Source organism: Nostoc sp. 106C (assembly GCF_002154725.1).
In the GTDB taxonomy this organism is placed as follows: domain Bacteria; phylum Cyanobacteriota; class Cyanobacteriia; order Cyanobacteriales; family Nostocaceae; genus Aulosira.
This window is the reverse complement of sequence record NZ_MTAW01000169.1, coordinates 1-18,622: the sequence shown is the minus strand read 5'-3', so window position 1 is coordinate 18,622 and position 18,622 is coordinate 1. Positions and strand designations below refer to the sequence as shown.

Annotated in this window: 14 protein-coding genes and 22 tRNA genes; 4 read left to right on the top strand and 32 right to left on the bottom strand. The window is 40.2% G+C overall.

Annotated features, from left to right (window positions below):
* Nucleotides 1-3 precede the first annotated feature (3 nt).
* The 24 genes from BV375_RS25415 to BV375_RS36245 form a co-directional block, all read right to left on the bottom strand.
* Nucleotides 4-78, bottom strand: a tRNA-Arg gene (locus tag BV375_RS25415).
* A 6-nt stretch (nucleotides 79-84) separates the two neighbouring features.
* Nucleotides 85-159, bottom strand: a tRNA-Val gene (locus BV375_RS25410).
* Nucleotides 160-164: 5 nt separating this feature from the next.
* Nucleotides 165-236 (bottom strand) — tRNA-Gly (locus BV375_RS37170).
* Nucleotides 237-258: 22 nt separating this feature from the next.
* A tRNA-Gly gene (locus BV375_RS25405) sits at nucleotides 259-329 on the bottom strand.
* A gap of 4 nt (nucleotides 330-333) precedes the next feature.
* Nucleotides 334-407, bottom strand: a tRNA-Thr gene (locus tag BV375_RS25400).
* Between the two features lie 66 nt (nucleotides 408-473).
* A tRNA-Leu gene (locus BV375_RS25395) sits at nucleotides 474-547 on the bottom strand.
* Nucleotides 548-553: 6 nt separating this feature from the next.
* Nucleotides 554-628 (bottom strand) — tRNA-Lys (locus tag BV375_RS25390).
* Nucleotides 629-635: 7 nt separating this feature from the next.
* A tRNA-Lys gene (locus BV375_RS25385) sits at nucleotides 636-710 on the bottom strand.
* A 4-nt stretch (nucleotides 711-714) separates the two neighbouring features.
* Nucleotides 715-795, bottom strand: a tRNA-Leu gene (locus BV375_RS25380).
* A 253-nt stretch (nucleotides 796-1,048) separates the two neighbouring features.
* Nucleotides 1,049-1,122: transfer RNA gene (locus tag BV375_RS25375), tRNA-Leu, on the bottom strand.
* A gap of 3 nt (nucleotides 1,123-1,125) precedes the next feature.
* A tRNA-Pro gene (locus BV375_RS25370) sits at nucleotides 1,126-1,199 on the bottom strand.
* A gap of 1 nt (nucleotide 1,200) precedes the next feature.
* Nucleotides 1,201-1,281: transfer RNA gene (locus BV375_RS25365), tRNA-Leu, on the bottom strand.
* 6 nt (nucleotides 1,282-1,287) lie between these two features.
* Nucleotides 1,288-1,363, bottom strand: a tRNA-Gln gene (locus BV375_RS25360).
* Between the two features lie 5 nt (nucleotides 1,364-1,368).
* Nucleotides 1,369-1,445, bottom strand: a tRNA-Gln gene (locus BV375_RS25355).
* A 5-nt stretch (nucleotides 1,446-1,450) separates the two neighbouring features.
* Nucleotides 1,451-1,525: transfer RNA gene (locus BV375_RS25350), tRNA-Asn, on the bottom strand.
* Between the two features lie 113 nt (nucleotides 1,526-1,638).
* A tRNA-Arg gene (locus BV375_RS25345) sits at nucleotides 1,639-1,712 on the bottom strand.
* 117 nt (nucleotides 1,713-1,829) lie between these two features.
* Nucleotides 1,830-1,911 (bottom strand) — tRNA-Tyr (locus tag BV375_RS25340).
* Between the two features lie 93 nt (nucleotides 1,912-2,004).
* Nucleotides 2,005-2,078: transfer RNA gene (locus BV375_RS25335), tRNA-Glu, on the bottom strand.
* Between the two features lie 147 nt (nucleotides 2,079-2,225).
* Nucleotides 2,226-2,296: transfer RNA gene (locus BV375_RS25330), tRNA-Trp, on the bottom strand.
* Between the two features lie 2 nt (nucleotides 2,297-2,298).
* Nucleotides 2,299-2,423: transfer RNA gene (locus BV375_RS37165), tRNA-Ile, on the bottom strand.
* A gap of 5 nt (nucleotides 2,424-2,428) precedes the next feature.
* Nucleotides 2,429-2,503, bottom strand: a tRNA-Cys gene (locus tag BV375_RS25325).
* A gap of 85 nt (nucleotides 2,504-2,588) precedes the next feature.
* Nucleotides 2,589-2,664 (bottom strand) — tRNA-Asp (locus BV375_RS25320).
* 203 nt (nucleotides 2,665-2,867) lie between these two features.
* Nucleotides 2,868-3,404: an HNH endonuclease gene (locus BV375_RS25315; RefSeq protein WP_086765634.1), complete on the bottom strand. Its 537-nt coding sequence runs from the start codon at nucleotides 3,402-3,404 to the stop codon at nucleotides 2,868-2,870.
* Nucleotides 3,405-3,482: 78 nt separating this feature from the next.
* Nucleotides 3,483-3,680, bottom strand: a complete 198-nt coding sequence (locus BV375_RS36245; protein ID WP_143842211.1) for a hypothetical protein — start codon at nucleotides 3,678-3,680, stop codon at nucleotides 3,483-3,485.
* 226 nt (nucleotides 3,681-3,906) lie between these two features.
* Here BV375_RS36245 and BV375_RS25310 point away from each other — a divergent pair, with 226 nt between their 5' ends.
* Nucleotides 3,907-4,752, top strand: coding sequence for an MBL fold metallo-hydrolase (locus tag BV375_RS25310; RefSeq protein ID WP_086765632.1), 846 nt, complete (start codon nucleotides 3,907-3,909; stop codon nucleotides 4,750-4,752).
* Between the two features lie 59 nt (nucleotides 4,753-4,811).
* On the opposite strand, the gene BV375_RS25305 is transcribed toward BV375_RS25310, so the two are convergent.
* Nucleotides 4,812-6,086: a CCA tRNA nucleotidyltransferase gene (locus BV375_RS25305; protein WP_086765631.1), complete on the bottom strand. Its 1,275-nt coding sequence runs from the start codon at nucleotides 6,084-6,086 to the stop codon at nucleotides 4,812-4,814.
* An 86-nt stretch (nucleotides 6,087-6,172) separates the two neighbouring features.
* On the opposite strand from BV375_RS25305, the gene BV375_RS25300 reads away from it, so the two are divergent.
* Together BV375_RS25300 and tsaB are read left to right on the top strand one after the other, a co-directional pair.
* Complete coding sequence (locus BV375_RS25300; RefSeq protein ID WP_086765629.1) at nucleotides 6,173-6,421, top strand: Ycf34 family protein; 249 nt, start codon at nucleotides 6,173-6,175, stop codon at nucleotides 6,419-6,421.
* Between the two features lie 186 nt (nucleotides 6,422-6,607).
* On the top strand, nucleotides 6,608-7,264 hold the full coding sequence (gene tsaB, locus BV375_RS25295) for a tRNA (adenosine(37)-N6)-threonylcarbamoyltransferase complex dimerization subunit type 1 TsaB (RefSeq protein ID WP_086765627.1): 657 nt from the start codon (nucleotides 6,608-6,610) through the stop codon (nucleotides 7,262-7,264).
* 713 nt (nucleotides 7,265-7,977) lie between these two features.
* On the opposite strand, the gene BV375_RS25290 is transcribed toward tsaB, so the two are convergent.
* From BV375_RS25290 to BV375_RS25265, 7 genes are all read right to left on the bottom strand, one after another.
* Nucleotides 7,978-9,861, bottom strand: a complete 1,884-nt coding sequence (locus BV375_RS25290) for a CHASE2 domain-containing protein (protein ID WP_086765625.1) — start codon at nucleotides 9,859-9,861, stop codon at nucleotides 7,978-7,980.
* 784 nt (nucleotides 9,862-10,645) lie between these two features.
* Nucleotides 10,646-11,323: a response regulator transcription factor gene (locus tag BV375_RS25285; protein WP_086765624.1), complete on the bottom strand. Its 678-nt coding sequence runs from the start codon at nucleotides 11,321-11,323 to the stop codon at nucleotides 10,646-10,648.
* A gap of 169 nt (nucleotides 11,324-11,492) precedes the next feature.
* A complete protein-coding gene (locus BV375_RS25280; RefSeq protein ID WP_243714048.1) occupies nucleotides 11,493-12,188 on the bottom strand; it encodes a hypothetical protein in 696 nt (231 codons plus the stop codon).
* Nucleotides 12,189-12,462: 274 nt separating this feature from the next.
* Complete coding sequence (locus BV375_RS25275; protein WP_086765620.1) at nucleotides 12,463-13,869, bottom strand: HlyD family efflux transporter periplasmic adaptor subunit; 1,407 nt, start codon at nucleotides 13,867-13,869, stop codon at nucleotides 12,463-12,465.
* Between the two features lie 26 nt (nucleotides 13,870-13,895).
* Complete coding sequence (locus BV375_RS25270) at nucleotides 13,896-16,046, bottom strand: peptidase domain-containing ABC transporter (protein ID WP_086765618.1); 2,151 nt, start codon at nucleotides 16,044-16,046, stop codon at nucleotides 13,896-13,898.
* A gap of 208 nt (nucleotides 16,047-16,254) precedes the next feature.
* Entirely contained in the window at nucleotides 16,255-16,575 is a 321-nt protein-coding gene (locus BV375_RS36240; RefSeq protein ID WP_143842209.1) for a hypothetical protein, read from the bottom strand.
* Between the two features lie 248 nt (nucleotides 16,576-16,823).
* A complete protein-coding gene (locus BV375_RS25265) occupies nucleotides 16,824-17,162 on the bottom strand; it encodes a hypothetical protein (RefSeq protein WP_086765616.1) in 339 nt (112 codons plus the stop codon).
* 407 nt (nucleotides 17,163-17,569) lie between these two features.
* On the opposite strand from BV375_RS25265, the gene BV375_RS25260 reads away from it, so the two are divergent.
* Nucleotides 17,570-18,622: transposase (locus BV375_RS25260; RefSeq protein ID WP_086765614.1), on the top strand; the 1,053-nt coding region annotated here is incomplete at its 3' end.

Genomic DNA, 18,622 nt, shown 5'->3' with positions numbered 1-18,622 from the left:
ATTTGGCAGGAGTGGTAGGAGTCGAACCTACATTGGTCGATTTAGAAGATCGATGCCTATCCATTAGGCTACACTCCCATAAATTGGTAGCCCTGACAGGATTTGAACCTGTGGTCCTCTGTTTGTAGGACAGTTGCTCCACCATTGAGCTACAGGGCTACGAGAGCGAGTGATGGGATTTGAACCCATGCGCTGAGTGTGGCGCACTCAGATGCTAGCCACTACATCACACCCGCATTTAAGAACCTTGAGGTTCAGAGCGATCGACGAGACTCGAACTCGTACCGTGAGTTTGGAAGACTCTGATGCTGCCTTTACACCACGATCGCATTAAGCTGGTAACAGGAATTGAACCTGCAACCTACTGATTACAAGTCAGTTGCTCTGCCAGATTGAGCTACACCAGCATTTGTGGATCTGAAAGTAGAAATTGTAGTCATCCAAAAGAGCGACTACCCTTTCCATTTCAGCCATACCCCTGACTGGATTTGAACCAGCAACTTCCAAATTTTAAGTTTGGCACCTCTTCCAATTGGGTTACAGGGGCATAATTTGGTGGGCGCTACAGGAATTGAACCTGTTTGAGCCTGATTAAGAATCAGGAGCATAACCATTCTGCCAAACGCCCTAGTATTTGGTGGGTCGCCCAGGGGTTGAACCTGGATAAGTCTGCTTAAAAGGCAGCTGCATATCCGCTCTGCCAACGACCCAATTTGGTACTCCCGACAGGATTTGAACCTGTAACAAGAAACTCAGCGCTCAACTGAGTGCGTCTACCTATTCCGCCACGGGAGCTTGAATTGATCGATGTTCAGCCCAGTAACCCCTAAAAGGTTTCTCAATCCCGTAAGTTTTACACCATTTTTCTATGTCTACAGTGCAGTTGGCTGCAAATAAATGCGTTAGAACAGTGTTCGCTAATCCACTGCCTGATTTAGGCTTCTTTGTTTAAAATTTCGTTTCTTTTCATTCCTCCAGTTTCTAATACACGCTAAAAAACTAATCTAATGTCTGTCACTCAGCGAAAGCAGTACAAACAAAGATTCAGTACCCCTGACAGGAGTCGAACCTGCAAAACACTCGGTCTAAACGAGCGACGGTTTCCAATTACGTCACAGGGGCATATCGGGATGGCAGGATTTGAACCTGCAACCTTCAGCTCCCAAAGCTGCCGCGCTACCAAGTTGCGCCACATCCCGTTGGTACTCCTGACGGGAGTCGAACCCGTACAAAATAGACTGTTTTTGAGACAGCCGCCTCTTCCAATTGGGCTACAGGAGTATAATTTGGCTGCCCTGCCAGGGTTTGAACCTGGAATCTCCTCGTTCAAAGCGAGGGATGTTGCCAGTTACACCACAGGGCAATAATTGGTTGCCGAGGTTGGGGTCGAACCAACTTCTCCGTGATTCAGAGTCACAGCGACTTTCCAAATCGTCCACTCGGCAATGAATGGCTGCCCCAGTAGGACTCGAACCTACAACAAAGCGGTTAACAGCCGCTTGCTCTGCCATTGAGCTATGGGGCAATGTGCCAGTCCCCCAGATCCGGATTGAACGGATGACCTCCTGTTCTTCTCCTATCGGAGACGCTACGCGAACAGACAGGCGCTACTACCAACTGAGCTACCAGGGGATAAGGCGAGAACGGAGGGACTTGAACCCCCACTCTTCAGGTTCGTAATCTGAGATGTTATCCAGTTACACCACGTTCTCATAAGGCGGAGAGAGAGGGAGTTGTAGGCGAAGCCTTCCCGAAGGGTACACACAGTGGACTTGCATCCACGACTGTTTAGCAAACAGCTTGCCCTGCCGATAGCAATCTCTCCATGATGGGTCGGGCTGGAATTGAACCAGCAACGCTGAACGCGGCGGTTTTACAGACCGTTGCCCACACCAGTAGGCGAGCCAACCCATATATTTGTGACTAATGACTTAAGATTTCTGGGTGAAATAAAGGAATGGAGAGACCAGTTTGACTGCTCTCTGCCATCCCAACTCAAGTCAGCAGTGCCGACGGGAATTGAACCCGCAATCTCCTGCTTGAAAGACAGGTGGCTTTACCAATTTGCCTACGGCACCAAGAGTGAAATTTCTACTACATACAAGTTTGAGAAGCTGTTTTTTCAGCCCCCAGGTTTGGCGGAGGCTGTAGGAGTCGAACCTACTCTGATTGAGAAAATCAGATGACCAGTTTGTAAGCTTCTGATGTTAGGGCACGTAGTAGAACGCACAGACAAGGATTTGAACCCTGACTAAAGGTTTTGGAGACCCTGGTGCTGCCGTTACACCATCTGTGCATTGGTCGCAGCGGTAGGAGTTGTAGACGCGGAGCGGCTTCCCGTTCGACGAAGTCGTTCCCGAAGGGTAGGGTACCCACATATCCTCGGTTATGAGCCGAGTACCTTGCCGTTAGGTGACGCTGCAACGTTTGGAGTCCGAGGTGGGAATTGAACCCACGATGATTGATTTTGCAGACCAACGCCTTACCACTTGGCTACTCGGACATTTTTGGGAGCCTTGACGGGGGTTGCACCCGCTTCGCTCTGACTGAGAATCAGAGCGACTTTTCTATTCGTCCACAAGGCTACACGGGGATGATGGGATTTGAACCCACGTTCTTTCGCTCGACAGGCGACTGCTTTAAACCGGACTAAGCTACACCCCCACGTTGGGTGGCAATTATTCAGTTTTCATGGTTCAGAGGTGTTAGCGCTGTGCCTTTTGTTGAGGCGCTTTTGCTTCACTACATATATACTACATTTATACTACAAAGATGTCAAGGGCATACTACAATTTTTTTTTAGAAATGAGAGGGCGGTGTTATTTAATCGCTGTATTGCCCTCTCTGGCTGGGTTTAAGGGAGTGAATTACTCATTCTCAGTTAGGCGTTGTGCGTTCCAGAACTGTTCGGCAAATGCAACTGCTGGGTGAATTGGCGCTTTGGGTTTGGTTTTCAGAACCATTCCTGCTTCATGTGGAAGGCGATCGCTCTTAGTTGAGTTGCACTTGTCACACGCTGTTACAACGTTGTCCCAGGTATGCTGTCCACCTTTAGAACGAGGAATCACGTGGTCGAGGGTGAGACGTTTGGTACTACCGCAGTATTGGCAGGTATGGTTGTCACGCTTGAGTACTTCACGACGGTTTACAGGCGGTACTTTCCAATGACGTTCGGGATTGCCAACAGTTAGACGGATATGTTCGGGAACTTGTAGTACGATGCTAGGAGAGCGAACTTCCCAAAGCTTTGTGCTGCTGAACTCCAAAGACTCTGCCTGACCTGTAACTAAAAGCACAACAGCACGTTTAATGTTGATGCGTGCTAAGGGTAGGTAGTTCTTGGAGAAAACTACCACCGAATTTTGTAATATGTGTGGTTCCTGAGTTTGTGGTTGAGCTTGCATACCTTAATTCACTCCTCAAAAAACAACCCCCACCTCTGATTACCAGAAGCGGGGGTTAAGTAGTTGATACTTCTTGCTTTATATTGGTGCCAGAGAACACTTGCACCTCCCGCTATAGATAAGTCGATCTGGATTCAGCCATCCAGCGATCGCAGATTTCCCGCCGTCAAACTCATATGTTTCCTCAAATACACGCAGTGCGATCGCACTGCTCGAACCCTTGCTGGGTCGGCAATGTATCGCATTACGTAAGGTTGAGGACAATCTGAGTTTCATCGAATTTTTGTAGTATGTGTAATCTGATAAGTTAATAATACAGTTGTAGTATAGATTTGTCTACTTTTCAAGAGTATTGAGGCACTGAATAATACATCTCTAGAATGATGAATGCTCAAAGATACTGGGCTGAACTAGTAGTCAAACATGAGGGAATTAGTTGTATTCAAATTGCACCTATTCCCACAGAAATGTTGAATGCGTTCACTCAATAAAGAAGTGTGTGATGGACGAAGCTAGAAAACTTGTCCTGCCTACAGACAGTAGCACGCCAGATTTTGAAACTGGTGAAATCTTATTTATTGGTACTGCAACTGTACTTTTGCGTTATGCAGGATTCACGATTCTCACCGACCCGAATTTTCTGCATAAAGGGGAGCATGTACATCTGCATTATGGTATCCGTTCGGCTCGTAGAACTAATCCAGCAATAGAATTAACTGAGTTGCCGCAACTGGATTTAATTGTGCTGTCGCATATGCATGAGGATCATTTTGACCGTGTAGTAGAGCAAAAACTCGATAAAAACTTGCCAATTGTCACGACTCCTCATGCTGCAACTAAGCTACAACAAAAAGGATTTCAGGCAACGCAGGCGCTTGATACTTGGGAAACATTAACTGTTGCCAAGGGCGATACTTTACTCAAGATTAGTGCTATGCCAGGCAGGCATGGCCCTGGTGTTATTAATGCCTTACTTCCGCCTGTTATGGGAAGTATGCTAGAGTTCCAGAATTCTATGGGCGAGACTAAGTATCGGCTTTATATTACTGGCGATACACTTTTGTACGAACAGTTACAAGAAATTCCCCAACGGTATCCTGACATCGATCTAGCGTTACTACATTTAGGAGGAACAAGGGTGTTTGGTGTACTCCTGACTATGGACGCTATGCAAGGGGTAGAGGCAATCAAAATTATTGCTCCCGATCTGGCAATACCCATTCACTACAACGATTACACGGTTTTTAAGTCACCGCTGGAAGATTTTATGAAAGCAGTGACAGCAGCAGGAATAGAAAGTCAAGTCAGATACTTAAGTCATGGAGAAACTTATAAATTCACTGTTTAACGATCTCTGCTGGTAATCCATTACACGCCTAGCTAGGGCATTAATCACTATTGACTCTTTCAAGGAGCTTCAAGTAAGCTTTCTGCAAATGCGATCGCCTCTTGTGGCGTTGAGATTTTTCCTTCTGCTTGAGCTATGGCAATTTCTGTAAGCAGTTTGCCAATTAATGGTGAAGGCGGCACTTTTAATGCTATAATGATTTCCTTCCCACTCACAATTTGAGAGGGATGAGCGACCAGATCATCAGGGTTCAGGTAGCGGCCGATCAAAGGTGCGTAAACCTTAAGTAGTTTATCGCCAGGCATCGCCTCTACCAGATTATCACAAGCTAAGGCCAACGCTACAGCAGTACTAAATCCAGTGCCTGCTTCCTGAAAGAGAAAATATTGTTCTCTCAAAGACATATTTGTTACTTTTAGCCGAGGGATCAGTCCCAAGGCTGTGGTAACAGATTGAATTTCAGCACGGCTGTATGTTAGTTGCATTAGCTCTATTTCGGCAGTTTCGGGATCGGGGTGGACGAGACAGGCAAGTTTGGCAATACCTAAGCGAGTTGTTTTGATGGTATCGCGGATGTATTCTTGCAGTTCCACCCCCAGAGGCTGCCAATTTTGGGCGATGAAGGCGGCGGCTGTATCAACTGCTGCTAGTTTTTGAAAGCTTTCAGGTGTAGCGTTTTTCCAGAAAGGTGCAAGAACACCATCTTCCCAAGCAGTGGCGATCGCAGAAGTACCTTCAGGAATTGCCAACAAATAGCCGATTTCTACTCTGACTCTTTCTGCGGCTACTGTTGTGATGTGTGGTGCTAAAGAACGAATCGTTTCTTGGGTAGCTGGCTCAATCGTAAAACCAAGTTGGGCGGCTTGGCGATAGGCTCGCAATAACCGTAAAGGATCGTCTTCTAAGTTGGCAGGTGAGATCATGCGCAAAACACGCTGTTGTAAGTCAGCCAAGCCTTGCAGAGGATCGATGATTTCTTGGGTATGGGGATCGTAAGCGATCGCATTGACTGTAAAATCCCGTCTGTGCAAATCGGTTTCTAAACTAGCTCCTTCTTGTTGGGCAATATCAACTGTGGCATTGGGAAAGACTACACGGGCAATTTGCCGTTGAGGATCGAGTAAGACAAAACCCGCTTGATAATGTTGAGCGATCGCTCTTGCTACTTTAACTGCATCCCTTGGAATTACAAAATCTAAATCTAGGTATTCACGACTTCTATCCAAAAAGGCATCTCGCACTGCACCACCTACCATATATGCAGGTTGTGGCAATAATGCCAGACTAAAGGGCCAAGTTTCAGGAGCTAAGGTAGAAGAAACTGAAGGATGCATTGTAATAAAAATCAACCCAGCAACTAATGAATATAAGTTTGCCTTAAGCTAGATTAACAATAAAGGTTCCTGGAGTTGGTTCTATTATGTGTATTTGCGTGAACTGCCACTATGTAGACCGCTGTTTAACCTATCATGCCGTAGAAACGCAGCATCAACAGCCCCACTTGACTGAAACACCCAATTTTGACCCGAATGAACCTTCGATCAATGTCAATATCCGCACTAAAGGAGAAATCATTGAGATGGAATGGGATGTAGTCGGTTGTCTCAGCTTTAAGCAAGAAACTGGTAAGTGGGCAAAGTTGCGTCCAGGTGAATTAGTTCCAACCTAACGTTATGAGTTATCAATGTTGCAAGGCGGGTGATTTGGAAAAACAAGATACCCGACTTTTTTGAAAAGTCGGGTATCTGAAATTGACAATTTTGGCTAATCAGATAGGTTGGCTATAGTTATGAGTTATTGACTTTTAAATACTCTTTTTTTAAAGTTATAAGGCTCATCAATATTTGAATTAATTTTGACTACTGAACTCCAAAATCTTGCAGTTACACAATATGGTTTGGCACTGCACACCACAACGCCGGAATTAGGTTTAGCTATTAATAACTTTGCAGGGGATTCTCGCTCTCAAGTATGGAATTTAGGGCGCGATTTGTCTAGTCTGGTACATCAATACTTAATTGAATTTATTCAGCCACAAACTTGGTCAGATATAGCATTTCTGGCGGTCGCTAAAGGGCCTGGTGGTTTTACAGGAACGCGAATTGGGGTCGTTCTGGCTCGTACTTTGGGGCAACAGTTAGAGATTCCTGTATTTGCGGTTTCCACCTTAGCCGCCGTCGCTTGGTCAGAAGTAGTCCAAAGCCAAAAGACAGATGCGATCGCTATTCAAATGCCAGCCCAACGTGGTCAAGTTTTTGGTGCGATTTATCAACCTAGCCCTGATGGTTTAGGACTCACAGCTTTATTGGCAGATACTGTGTTTACGCCAGAAGCATGGCAGGAAACTCTAGCGAAATCGCAGACAACTTACCAATTAATTGAAGCAAAATCTGCGTTAGCCGCAACGGTAACAAGTATTTTGGAACTAGCTTATCTAGACTGGCAACAAGGCAAGCGTCCTCTTTGGTCTGAAGCTTTACCTTACTATGGACAGCATCCTGTAGAAGCTTGATCCAGTATGGGGATATGCTACGGAAACGCCCGCCGTAGGATGCCCGTTCGCGTAGCGTCTCCTTTAGGAGAAGGGCTGTAGGACAAACGCAATAACAACTGTTCAACCAGACATAATACAGCGCAGTTGAAATAGTGAAGTACAGTTCATAGTCCACAAACCTAAGCATCAAGCCTGTTTTACCTCACACCTGATGAGTCTGAATAACCACTTGGGTGTTTTTGTTCGTGTGGTGATTGATATCCAGCTAGTTTAGCCATAGTCAACCCTAATGTCATAATCAAAACACAAGTTATAAAAAACTCGATATTAAAAAATTGGTGCAAAAACCACTTCATGTAAGCCACCATTGTTTTTGCCTCCGGCATTGCACTGGCAAAATTAGCAAAAGAATTCTTACAAAATATGTATTAATACAATTCAGGTAATAAAATTGATTACCTGCATAAAACCTTTGATTATCAAAGGTTACTAAGGCTTATCTGAATTGTATTTATAAGTAGTAGGCACCCAAAAATTAGTTTAAAAATCGCTATCTAGTTAGTTAAAATAATAGTTATTGTATTTATTTAAAGCATCTATCATTAGATATAGCATCTATTATAATTCATAAATAAAATATTGATTTTTTAAGGGATAAATTAGTAAACATTTATTGTATTTACTGTAATTAAAGCTGAAGTGACAAATTATATTTACAGTAATTTATATAATTAAGACAGCCAAAACTTTGGCACAGGCCAGGATAGCTCACAAAGAGTACCTCTTGGATAAAGGGAAACTCGCCGAAATTTCCCCTTAAGTTGTCGAGCCAAATTTCTAAATTGTTGTGTTCCTCTACCTTCTCTATATAAACTGATAGCTAATGCATCATCTACAATGCTCAGAGTCTGCCAGCCTTCAAATAAAGAACAGGTAACTTCTAAGCGTGTGACACCTGTTGCGTGTTTGCCAACATTACATAAAGCTTCTTCTAGAAATCGGCAAAGTCCTCGCTTATGTTCAATACTTAAATACCGCTCATCTATTGGTTCAAATGTACGGATTTTTACTCTAAGAGTTTTAAAGCAGGGAAAGTCTCGCTCTAAGGTATAGCTGTAAACTTGATAAAGAATTTCATGAACAGGGTCTTGTAAATTAATTACTAGGCCTTTTCCTAGATATAGGCTACTATCTTGATTTATAGGTTCTCGTTGCAAAAATTCATAAATTCCCCGGAGATCCTGATTCAATTTTTCCAGTTCTTTTTGAACCTCTGACAGTAATTTGTCTGTAGGTAAGTTATGGTCACGAACCAACTTCAAAGCTTTAGCAAGAGTTTGTAGAGGTCCATTGTGAATTGTTTCAAATGTCAGTTCCATCATGGAATGACGAGCAGTTATTCCAGAGCGTAAAGCTTGTTCATATTGATATAAAGCTGTAAGTCCTAAAGCATTTAAAGTATAAATAATTATTGCTGGTATGATTGGAATCCACCAACCCCAAGTTAAAAGTAAATAACTAACTAAAACTAGAATAAAGCTAACAAGACTAATAGCTAAAAGATTGATTAAAGGAAATTTAGTTAGCCTAGCATTAGCAATTCCCAAAAAACCCCAAGTCACAATCCAGATATATTCCCATTCCTCTGGCCAAGTATTTAAGAATGGTCGAGAATTCAAAACTGCACTGATAATTTGGCTAACAGCATGGGCATGAATTTCTACTCCATAAACTTGGCCTGGTGGTGCAAATTTGGCAGATGGAATCGCGGAAGTAGTGGTAAAGTCTTTAGCACTAGGGGCAGTCATCCCAATAATCACAATGCGATCGCGTATCCAATCTGGTGGAACTTTTCCTGCTTTGACATCCTCAAGAGTAATTGTTCTAAATCGTTCTCCACCACTGCGAAAATTGAATAGTATCTGAAACCCACCTGCATCGGTTCGTACATATCCTCCAGAGTTATTGAAGATGCGAGGTAGTTCAGTATTACCGACTTTGATAACTTCGCGATCACCAGTCCCATTTTCTAAATTAATACCTTGAGGAGCTAAATAAGCCTCTGCCAAAAGAACAGACAAGGCAAATTTGTATCCTTGATGTGTTGTGATTCTTAATAAACTGCGTCTTAACTTACCATCAACATCCGGAATTTGATCTACAAAACCTACTTGTTCAGTGGGTAAATCTGGTGGTGGCTTAACTGTCTCAGGTAATACTTTTTCAATACCAATTAAATTTTTACTATTCTTAAATATGTTTTCCAATTCTGAGTGTCCAGGTTCAACTGGTATATCCCTAACAACATCAAGGCCAATAACTCTAGGCGCGTAAGCTTGTAACTTTCTTAGTAGTTCCGCCATCTCCTTATCTGGTACAGGATACCCTACACGATGGATATCATCTTCATTAATCCCTACAATCAGAATTCGTTCATCTATATTCTCTGCAAGACGCAGACGGAGAAAAGTATCAAAAACTAGCCATTCTAAAGATTGCATTGAACCAGTAAGACGAGCAATAATCACCAGACAAAGAACTACAATGCCTGGTAATACACCTACACGCCAGATGGCCAGTTCTGATGTGATTCTTTTCCAAAGTCCAGGCTGCATAAGCTGATTTCCTAGTCTTTAGGGTTGTGTTGCACAAACTGCTTGGAAGCAAATTCCCTGTATAAACTGGAGTGCCCTATACATCTATCTGTACTCAAAATGCTCTAAATCCTTACGCTACCGACATTAAAGCAATTGTAAGTTTATACACCTAACCATATCTAATGTAGGCATCTCCATTGCACAATTTAGAACACGCTCTGAGCCTTAATATCTCAGGCGATCGCAAACTGGCAGAATAACCAAATTATAGATACAGGGTTTTCTTAACAATCTGTCAAAGTCAGATATTAAATGGTTTTTAGAGTTATGTAGTACAGTTGTCCGAGAACGTCAGTATCAATCAAAACTAGCTATATCATCCCAAGATTTCAGCAACAAAGTTAAGCTTCAGGTTTCTCTACCTAATGCCAAATTGCAAAATGTTGGCGACAGAGCGATTCATAAAACCCAGACACAGACAGCGATTTTCAATCCAAAACCTATCTTGAATAGTTTACTCTAGTCGAGGAACCCGTCAAACGTACTGGCTCAACTTTTCGCAAAATCCAAAATAGTGTGAGATGTTTCTATAACTAAAAAATAGGTTATAACCTTAAGGAACTTGTGAGGATATATAGTAATATTACTTAATTTTATTTTTTACTATGTGGTGTTTTTTGAGCAAGCAATATCCACTTTCCTCTTCTTTCACATCAAGCCTCTAAGCGAAGTCATTAGTTCATAGATTGCCCACAACCCAAGGAGTGAAGGACACTTGCTACACGCAGTTTCTCATGACTACTTAATCAATCAATCCCTCGGCTCTAGCTTGCATTTCCGTTTGAATACGGATATTTTTACCTTCTTCAGGATAAACATCTAAAGCGTCTTGGAGTTTACTCCAATAATGACGCACCATGCGTTCAGATATACACATTCTTTCAGCAATTGCCTTATCTTGTAATCCTTCTTCAAATGCTAGAGTCAACACTCTGAGCCATTCTGGTTTGACTTCTAATCCAGAATGGATACTTTTAATGTCTTTCGTATGAGTCAATCCTTGCAATGCCCAATCAACTCTAGTCAACATTTCCTGAGTGGAAAGACTTTTATCTGCAACTGTAAAGCCGCCTTTATGGCTATCGATATCAGGCCTAATGCGTACAAGTGTTCTTACATGAGCGCTTTGAACAACAATATTTAGATGAGGATAATGTTTCATCAAATTTTTGAGAAGTTGAAGACCCGTATCAGGACGTGCCATCAATCCAGGCTGTTCTGGAATTGAAAGATCCATAACCACGAGATCTGGCTGCAAGTTTATCACTTGATCTATAGCCTGCTTAGCATTTATAGCAGTGATAAATTCAGCCCCAGGATATTTTTTTCGCAACACATCAACTGTGCCGCCTAAAACTGATTCATGGTCATCAATCACCAGAATTGTTAGCAACTGCTTTTCTACTAAAGCTTGTTTCATTATTCCCACCTCAATCAGAAGACTCTATTTTTAAAATATGAATTTTTTTAACCTTAAAATCTAACTATCTATAAAATTTTATATTAATGAACTATCTTATTCATTATTAGAATAGTTAATTATTACTTATAGAAAATTAGAATTAACTATAATTGCTTATCAACCCTCCTCACCAACGGAAATCCCAAGCCACTCTAAGGTTTTTAGTACGACGGAAGCATTTACCTGATGTTAAAAAGCAAAAACTGTCGCAAAGATATTGTAATTCTGGGAGAGTAGAGTAAGTAATCAGTGTAGACAAATCAGGGTAAGTAATTTCTATCTTTAAATTACTAAGATTTTTCTCCTGTTTTAAATATATATGAATTGATATTGGCATTATTAGCTCCGGTAAGGTCATTGTTAATAACTCTTCTACAGTTATTAAAACTATTAGACTGTGTTTAGCTGTCTCATTGCGCCACTCAACTGGCATATCGATATGGAAATATAGGTGAGGATTAGATGTATGCCAGGGTTCTAATAAGCATCCAATGGCTAAAGGCAAACTATATTGAAGATGAAATGGAAATAAGCGATCGCTTAAGCTAACCAAAGATTGATGAAAATAATCAATCTTTTGAAGGAAATCTTGCGTTTTATTGATTGATAAATTAATATTATCTGTTGACAAAATATCTAGATTGCGACGAATACTAAAGGAGTCTTGCAACAAATCGTCTCGAATTTTCTCTGCTTCTACGAAGAGTTTGATTGACTGCCTATAAGACCACCACTGCAATGCTTGTTGAATTCTATGATAAAAAAACAGAAACCAGACAAGAGTGAGGGTGTAGACAATTAAGAGTATAATTTGTGTACACAATTTCCGGCTCACAAGATAAATTTATGGTCGTTAGACTACTAGCATAAAAGCAAAATACCAACAATAACATCTTATATTTGTGCCAAATAAAATGTTTAACCAATACAAGATAATTGTTGAATTGTGCCATTTTGATTACCCAAAAATGCATAATTTTGATAGCTAAAATGATATATTACTTGCTGTTGTTTTTCTTCATATTAAGATGCTCCCTAGTAAACCTAGAAAGTTAGATTCAACATAAAATTACTAAACTTTACATAACTAATTTTAGTTACAAATCAGTTATTAATCTTGCTTTTCTCAGCATAAATCGCAGTGCTGTCTCTTCTTTAGAAATAATGTCGGCTTTAGCATCCATACCTGATTGGATGTGACATTGATGATTGTCATTTCCAAATGCCGTGCTTTCCGGTTGGATGTTTACTTCAAAATAACTAGCAGATGGAGTAGTAGTTGCTATTGCTGCACCTGTATTGTTACTTTGAGGTATTATGACATCTGGAGAGATTGCATTAACAACACCTTTAAGAGTACCATAATCAGGATAGGCGCAGGCATCAACGCGCAATTGCACTTTTTGTCCAACTGCAACATTTTTAATTTCAGCAGTTGGAATTACAGCCTTAATTACTAAAGGCGCATCCTGGGGAACAATCTCAGCAATAGGTTCGCTAGTACGTACTACTTGACCAGGATTTCGCAAATTGAGCTTGAGAATAATCCCGTCACTAGTAGCACGAATAATGCTACTTCTTAATTGATTTTCAATTTGTTGAATTTCTTTTACAGATTGGCTGAATTGATTTTGCATATCAATTCGGTGTTGCATTAAAGCTTGCTTTTCTTTTTCTAATGTAGCAATAGTTGCTTCGCCTCTAGCAGTTTCTTGGGCAATACGTTCTTGAGCAATAACCACTGTTGCTTTAGTTGGATTGACCGCAGCTTTGGCTGATTGAACTTTGGCTTTAGCAATATCAATACTTCTTTTTTCACCTTCTATTGTTGATTTTATCTGCTCAACAATTAGCTTTTTTTCTTCATATTCACGCCGACCAATAGCTCCACTATTTGCAAGTTGCTCATAGCGATCGCGATCTAATTTAGCAAAGTCTAAATCGGCATAAGCTTTTTGCAGATCGGCATAAGCTTTTTGGAGATTGGCTGCTGCTGCTTGGAATTCGCTTTGCGAGTTAATTTGGCGTTCTTCGTAGTCTCTCTGGTTGCGTGCTAAATCTGATTGAGCAGAAGAAACGGTTTTCTCTATTACTCTTTTCTCGGCGATAATTTGAGTATCTAAAGAGTTGATTTGCGCATCAATTTGAACTAATTGCAATCTACCTTGTTGGAGATTTCCTAGTAGTTGACTCTTTTTGATGCGCAATTGTTCAACATCAAGGTAAGCTATTACATCTCCCTGTTTAACAATCTGATTTTCTTTAACTAGGATGTTTTTAACAATTCCTTCCATTTTTGGCTGGACTAATCGAATATCACCAATAGGACGGACAGTTGCAGCAGCTTTAACTGTAACGTTGTATTTCACCCATGAAGAGAGGCCAATAGCAGAACCGACAGTCCCCACAAGAAACATTCCTGCTAAGGATGTCCAAGCACTTACAGGAGGAATAAAATCTTCTTGAACTTCCGGTAGGATTTTCTGATTATGGGTATAGAGCATATCCCCTCCCCTCTGAAAAATTAATATTAAGGAATTAAAAAATCTAAATGGTCTCCTGGCTTGGTTCGCAAATCCTCCAATGATCCTTGAAGTTTCAATTTGCCGTTTTCCAAAAATACGACCCAATCAGCTCGATTAATTACTTTGGGACGGTGAGTAATTAAAATTGTGGTTTTACCTTGGCGATGCTTAAACAATTGTTCCAGAACTTGCGCTTCACTGACTGGATCAAGTCCACCAGTGGATTCATCCAAAATTAAAACTGGCGGTTCTGTAACAATCGCGCGGGCGATCGCTAATCTTTGACGTTGCCCTCCAGATATATTTGCGCCAAATTCTCCTAAAATAGTCTGATATTTGTCAGGTAGTTTACTAATAAACTCATCAGCACCAGCAATTTGGCAGGCTCTGACAATCTGCTCAAAGCTAATATGCGGTGTTCCTAAACGAAAGTTTTCTACAATAGAACGATTCCAAAAGTGAGCATCTTGGGGAACTAGCACTACCTGTTGACGCAAACAATCTAGAGCAAGATCTTGTATGTTATATATTCCAATTTGGATATTACCAGATTGTAGTGGATATAATCCAGCAATTAGTTTAGCAATTGTGCTTTTACCACAACCAGATTTACCAATGAGAGCAACAACTTGACCGCCAGGAATTGTTAACGAAAAATTGTCTAATAGGTCAAGACGACCAGCATAATGGAAGCCAACATTGCTACAAATAATATCAGCATCACCTGGAATATAAACTAAAGGCTTTTTCCCATCGCCTTCATTCTCTGGTGTAGCATCGATAACTTCTGTTAGTCGTTGTGTGGCGGTTTTAGCACGTGTAAATTCTTCAACAAAACTAATAACAGTACCAATTAAACCAAGATAATTGGCATTCATTGAGTTAAATGCCATTAGTTGCCCAATACTTAAGTGTTCAACGGGTTTAATTACCAAGTTACCGCCAAACCAGAGCAAAATAACAGCACCAATAGCAGAAATAAACCCTGAAAAAGTATTATTAATAATCCCAATCTGCATGGTGCGAAATGTGAGATTACCAAGACGACCGAATCGACTTTTTAATTCATCCCAAAATTGCGGAGCAGAGGCAGTGGTTTTTAAAGTAAGTGCGCCTTTAAATGTTTCTACTAAAAGACCTTGTGTTTCTGCTTCTGTGACTAATAGTTCCCGAGTTTTTCGCTGTAAAGTCGGCTGGAATATAATCGTAGATAGAGTCATCACTACAGAAATAAAGAATGCTACTACAGTTAATTTCCAGCTATAGAAAATCATGAAGCCCAAAGAAACCAGCGCAATAAAAAATCGGCTAGGTAAACTAATAACTACTTGAGCAACTAATTGATTAATTTGTTCAATATCTTGGAGGCGGCTAACTATTTCTCCACTGCGACGAGATTCATAATAACTTAAAGGTAATCGGAGGATTTGCCGCCCAAATTCCATAACTAGCCCTAATTGTAGGCGTTGAGCAAAATTAGCAATTAAATTAGATTGTACAAATGCCAGGCTACTAGAAATAAAATTCATCACTACGACAGAAATAGCCACAGTAGTGAGTAAATTTGTATCACCTCGAACTAGTACATCGTCTGTGAGTATTTGTAGTAAAAATGGAGAAGCTAAAGACAGCAAGCCCAAGATTAAATTAATAGGTAAAGCTTGTGCTAGGATTGCACGATAATTCCAGACACGCTTAAAGAAGCGCCAAAAGCCACCAATTTGATCGTCCTTTTGGGCAAAAAACCTCACCGGATCGGGTTCCAGTAAAAGCATCAACCAATCTGTCCAACCTTCTGCTAAATCTTTTTTAGACAGATGACGCATACCTACAGCCGGATCGGCAATTAAACATTTTTTGCCTTTCTTACCGTATAAAACAACCCAATGATTTCCTTTCCAGTGAATAATTGCCGGTAAGGGCGCTTCATGCATTCGATCGAGGAGTTCGGGTGAAGTTTTGACTGGACGAGTATTAAAGCCCAATGTTTCTGCTCCTCGCCTCAACCCTAATAAAGTAGTGCCAAATTGTCCAGTACCTACAGCTTCCCGGATATGGCTTAGAGTAAAATTATGTCCATAATATTTAGCGATCGCTGCCAGGCAAGCAGCCCCACAATCTTCTTCACTATGCTGTTTAACAAATTGAGATTTCATGAACAAAAAACTCTAGAGAATGGCCGCTACAAACCTAAAAGTATTGTTAAATTATTGGCAGATTATTCAAATTAGTTAAATTAGCTATATGAGGCTTATTGGATTTTTGTGAGGCTAGATACACCTTTATTACTTCTTCTCTGCCTCTTGTCTTTACAAGTGGTTCAGAAATCAAATTAGATTGCTACAAATTCCAGCTATGAAATTACTAAGAATTCATAAACACGAATAAAAAACGTAATAAGCTATTCAAACTGCTATTTTTACTCCTATTCCTGCTACCGCCGAAGAAAGACGGGTTCAGTCCGATGGTAAGTTGTGAGAGTGTATAGCTACTATCTGAACTGACAGAAATGTTATTACCGCCATCTGAATAATTCACTTTATTATTGGCTAAAGAAACTATTTTTGTCATCTGCAAATAAAAAGCAAAGTTGGAAGACGACAATCCACCAGATGCAGCCTCCTGCTCTGGCGCAGATATTTCTGTAAATAATTCTGGGCTTTGAAGTTTTATGTCGTTAGACACGGTCTTTCCTGTCTGATTAATCTATGCGTTGGAAATGGTAAAGCACCCTATGGCTAAGTAGTTAGGGACGATCAAATAACTCGTAAAAACACATTATGTAAGTTAACTCTGGGCTACCAAATGTAAACCATCAAAAGTCACGCTTGAGTTGTGATAGTGATGCCAGATTTGATCTCACACATCTTTAGCCCTCATAAAGAGGACTAAAGATGTGTTTTTGTCTAAGCTTGAATTCTGCTTATTTCAAATTAAACAGTAATTCCAGCCAACAAACTAGATAAAGACTCTAAGGTTATAGTTCTAGAAGCACCACCAAAGGTGAAAGTTGAACCAGCCGGAGTATTAGTGGATGCTACTGGTCCGAGGACTGCGATATCTGATGTCTTCAAAGTAGCGAGCTGTGCTAAAGCACCAACAATTCCGCCACTAACTAGTTCTTGTTCTTCAACAGTTACTTCAACAAATAATTGGTCAGACATGATTGGAATCTCCTGGATTTTATGAGTTTCGCGAGTTGCTTGCCACTTGTTGGCTGCTTCTCTCCTCGCTTGATTAATACGATATAAGGAAGTACCCAGGTGAGTCATTCTCATTTTCTGCAAACTTAATTACCAAAGTTAGAAAATCTTATTGCAGAAATACGTAAGTGTAACTACCGAAAACTACATAAAATAATTACACTATATTTTACTAAATCTTATCAATAAACTGAAAAAAATTTTTGTTAGCTTTAAAAAAATCTTTTATATATGTGGCATGAAAAAGCAGACATACAAGAGTTTATCAAAAAAATATAGAAAATTATTACTGCCTTTAAGAAAAATATTTTAAATATGATATTAAATTACTTGCGTTAAATTTAATACTTGTTTCTGTAGAGAATAGACGTTTTCTAAAGCTTGTCACATATCTTTAAGTTATCCCTCTTCTGTCACTTTCCGGGTATTCTGAATAAAAGAATAAAAAAAGAAAATCCTGAAAGGTAAGTGGGGCAATGGATGTAGAGTTACAAATCCTGAAACATTTGGCAAGAGATGCCCACCCAACAGTCGCCATCATAGATGAATATTGTGCAGAGTATAAAGACTTATTTAAGGAAGTAAGAAATTATGAGTGTTTCAAATATTTACACTTAGGAATCATATCAACAATAAAAAGGAAATCATTACCAGAGATAGCAAAGGTAGTAAGTATAAACTCAGCCCAATCATTGCATCATTTTCTGGCTAATTCAGATTGGTCAGTAGAGGAATTAAAACAACGAAGATTAAATAAACTTAAGCAAATATTGAATGGTCAGACGATTACAGTAGTAATAGATGAAACTGGAGATAGAAAAAAAGGTAAAAAGACTGATTATGTGGCGAGACAATACTTAGGAAGTGTGGGAAAAGTTGATAATGGAATAGTTTCAGTCAATGCTTATGGAGTTTACTCTAATATAACCTTTCCATTAATGGTAAAAGTGTTTAAACCAAAAGGGACTCTGAAAGAGGGAGATAAATATAAAACTAAAATAGAGTTAGCGTCAGAAATAATTACAGAGTTAATTGAAGAGGGGTTTAATATCGAACTGATACTGGCAGATAGTTTATATGGTGAGCAGCGCGTTGGGCGGCTTTGCCGACTAGAAGCGACTGCGAACCCGAAGGGTGAAAGTAGCCAATTTATCAGAAAACTGGAAGAGTATAACTTAGCTTATGTGGTAGCAATTAGAAGTAATCATGGAGTCTGGTTGCCAGCAGGGCAAAGTGTTAGAGCCAACAAGTGGTGTAAATTTGAAAGAACATTTAGTAATCAGAAATCGGAGACTAGATACATTAGGGAAATAATTTATGGTAAAAAAAGAGCCATAACTTACTGGGAAATAACTACTGACCCAGAAACTATGCCGGAAAACTCTACCTCCTTCGTGATGACGAATCTTCAAGGTAATCTCAAAAAAACTTTAGGCGACTTATATGGATTAAGAACGTGGGTAGAATATGGTTCTCGACAGTGTAAACAAGAACTAGGCTGGACAGATTATAGGTTCACAAATTTTCAA

Excerpts from the sequence above, each read along its gene's own strand:
- BV375_RS25315 (WP_086765634.1), bottom strand. The coding sequence starts at position 3,404 with ATGCAAGCTCAACCACAAACTCAGGAACCACACATATTACAAAATTCG.
- BV375_RS36245 (WP_143842211.1), bottom strand. The coding sequence starts at position 3,680 with ATGAAACTCAGATTGTCCTCAACCTTACGTAATGCGATACATTGCCGA.
- BV375_RS25310 (WP_086765632.1), top strand. The coding sequence starts at position 3,907 with ATGGACGAAGCTAGAAAACTTGTCCTGCCTACAGACAGTAGCACGCCA.
- BV375_RS25305 (WP_086765631.1), bottom strand. The coding sequence starts at position 6,086 with ATGCATCCTTCAGTTTCTTCTACCTTAGCTCCTGAAACTTGGCCCTTT.
- BV375_RS25300 (WP_086765629.1), top strand. The coding sequence starts at position 6,173 with ATGTGTATTTGCGTGAACTGCCACTATGTAGACCGCTGTTTAACCTAT.
- BV375_RS25290 (WP_086765625.1), bottom strand. The coding sequence starts at position 9,861 with ATGCAGCCTGGACTTTGGAAAAGAATCACATCAGAACTGGCCATCTGG.
- BV375_RS25285 (WP_086765624.1), bottom strand. The coding sequence starts at position 11,323 with ATGAAACAAGCTTTAGTAGAAAAGCAGTTGCTAACAATTCTGGTGATT.
- BV375_RS25275 (WP_086765620.1), bottom strand. The coding sequence starts at position 13,869 with ATGCTCTATACCCATAATCAGAAAATCCTACCGGAAGTTCAAGAAGAT.
- BV375_RS25270 (WP_086765618.1), bottom strand. The coding sequence starts at position 16,046 with ATGAAATCTCAATTTGTTAAACAGCATAGTGAAGAAGATTGTGGGGCT.
- BV375_RS25265 (WP_086765616.1), bottom strand. The coding sequence starts at position 17,162 with ATGACTCACCTGGGTACTTCCTTATATCGTATTAATCAAGCGAGGAGA.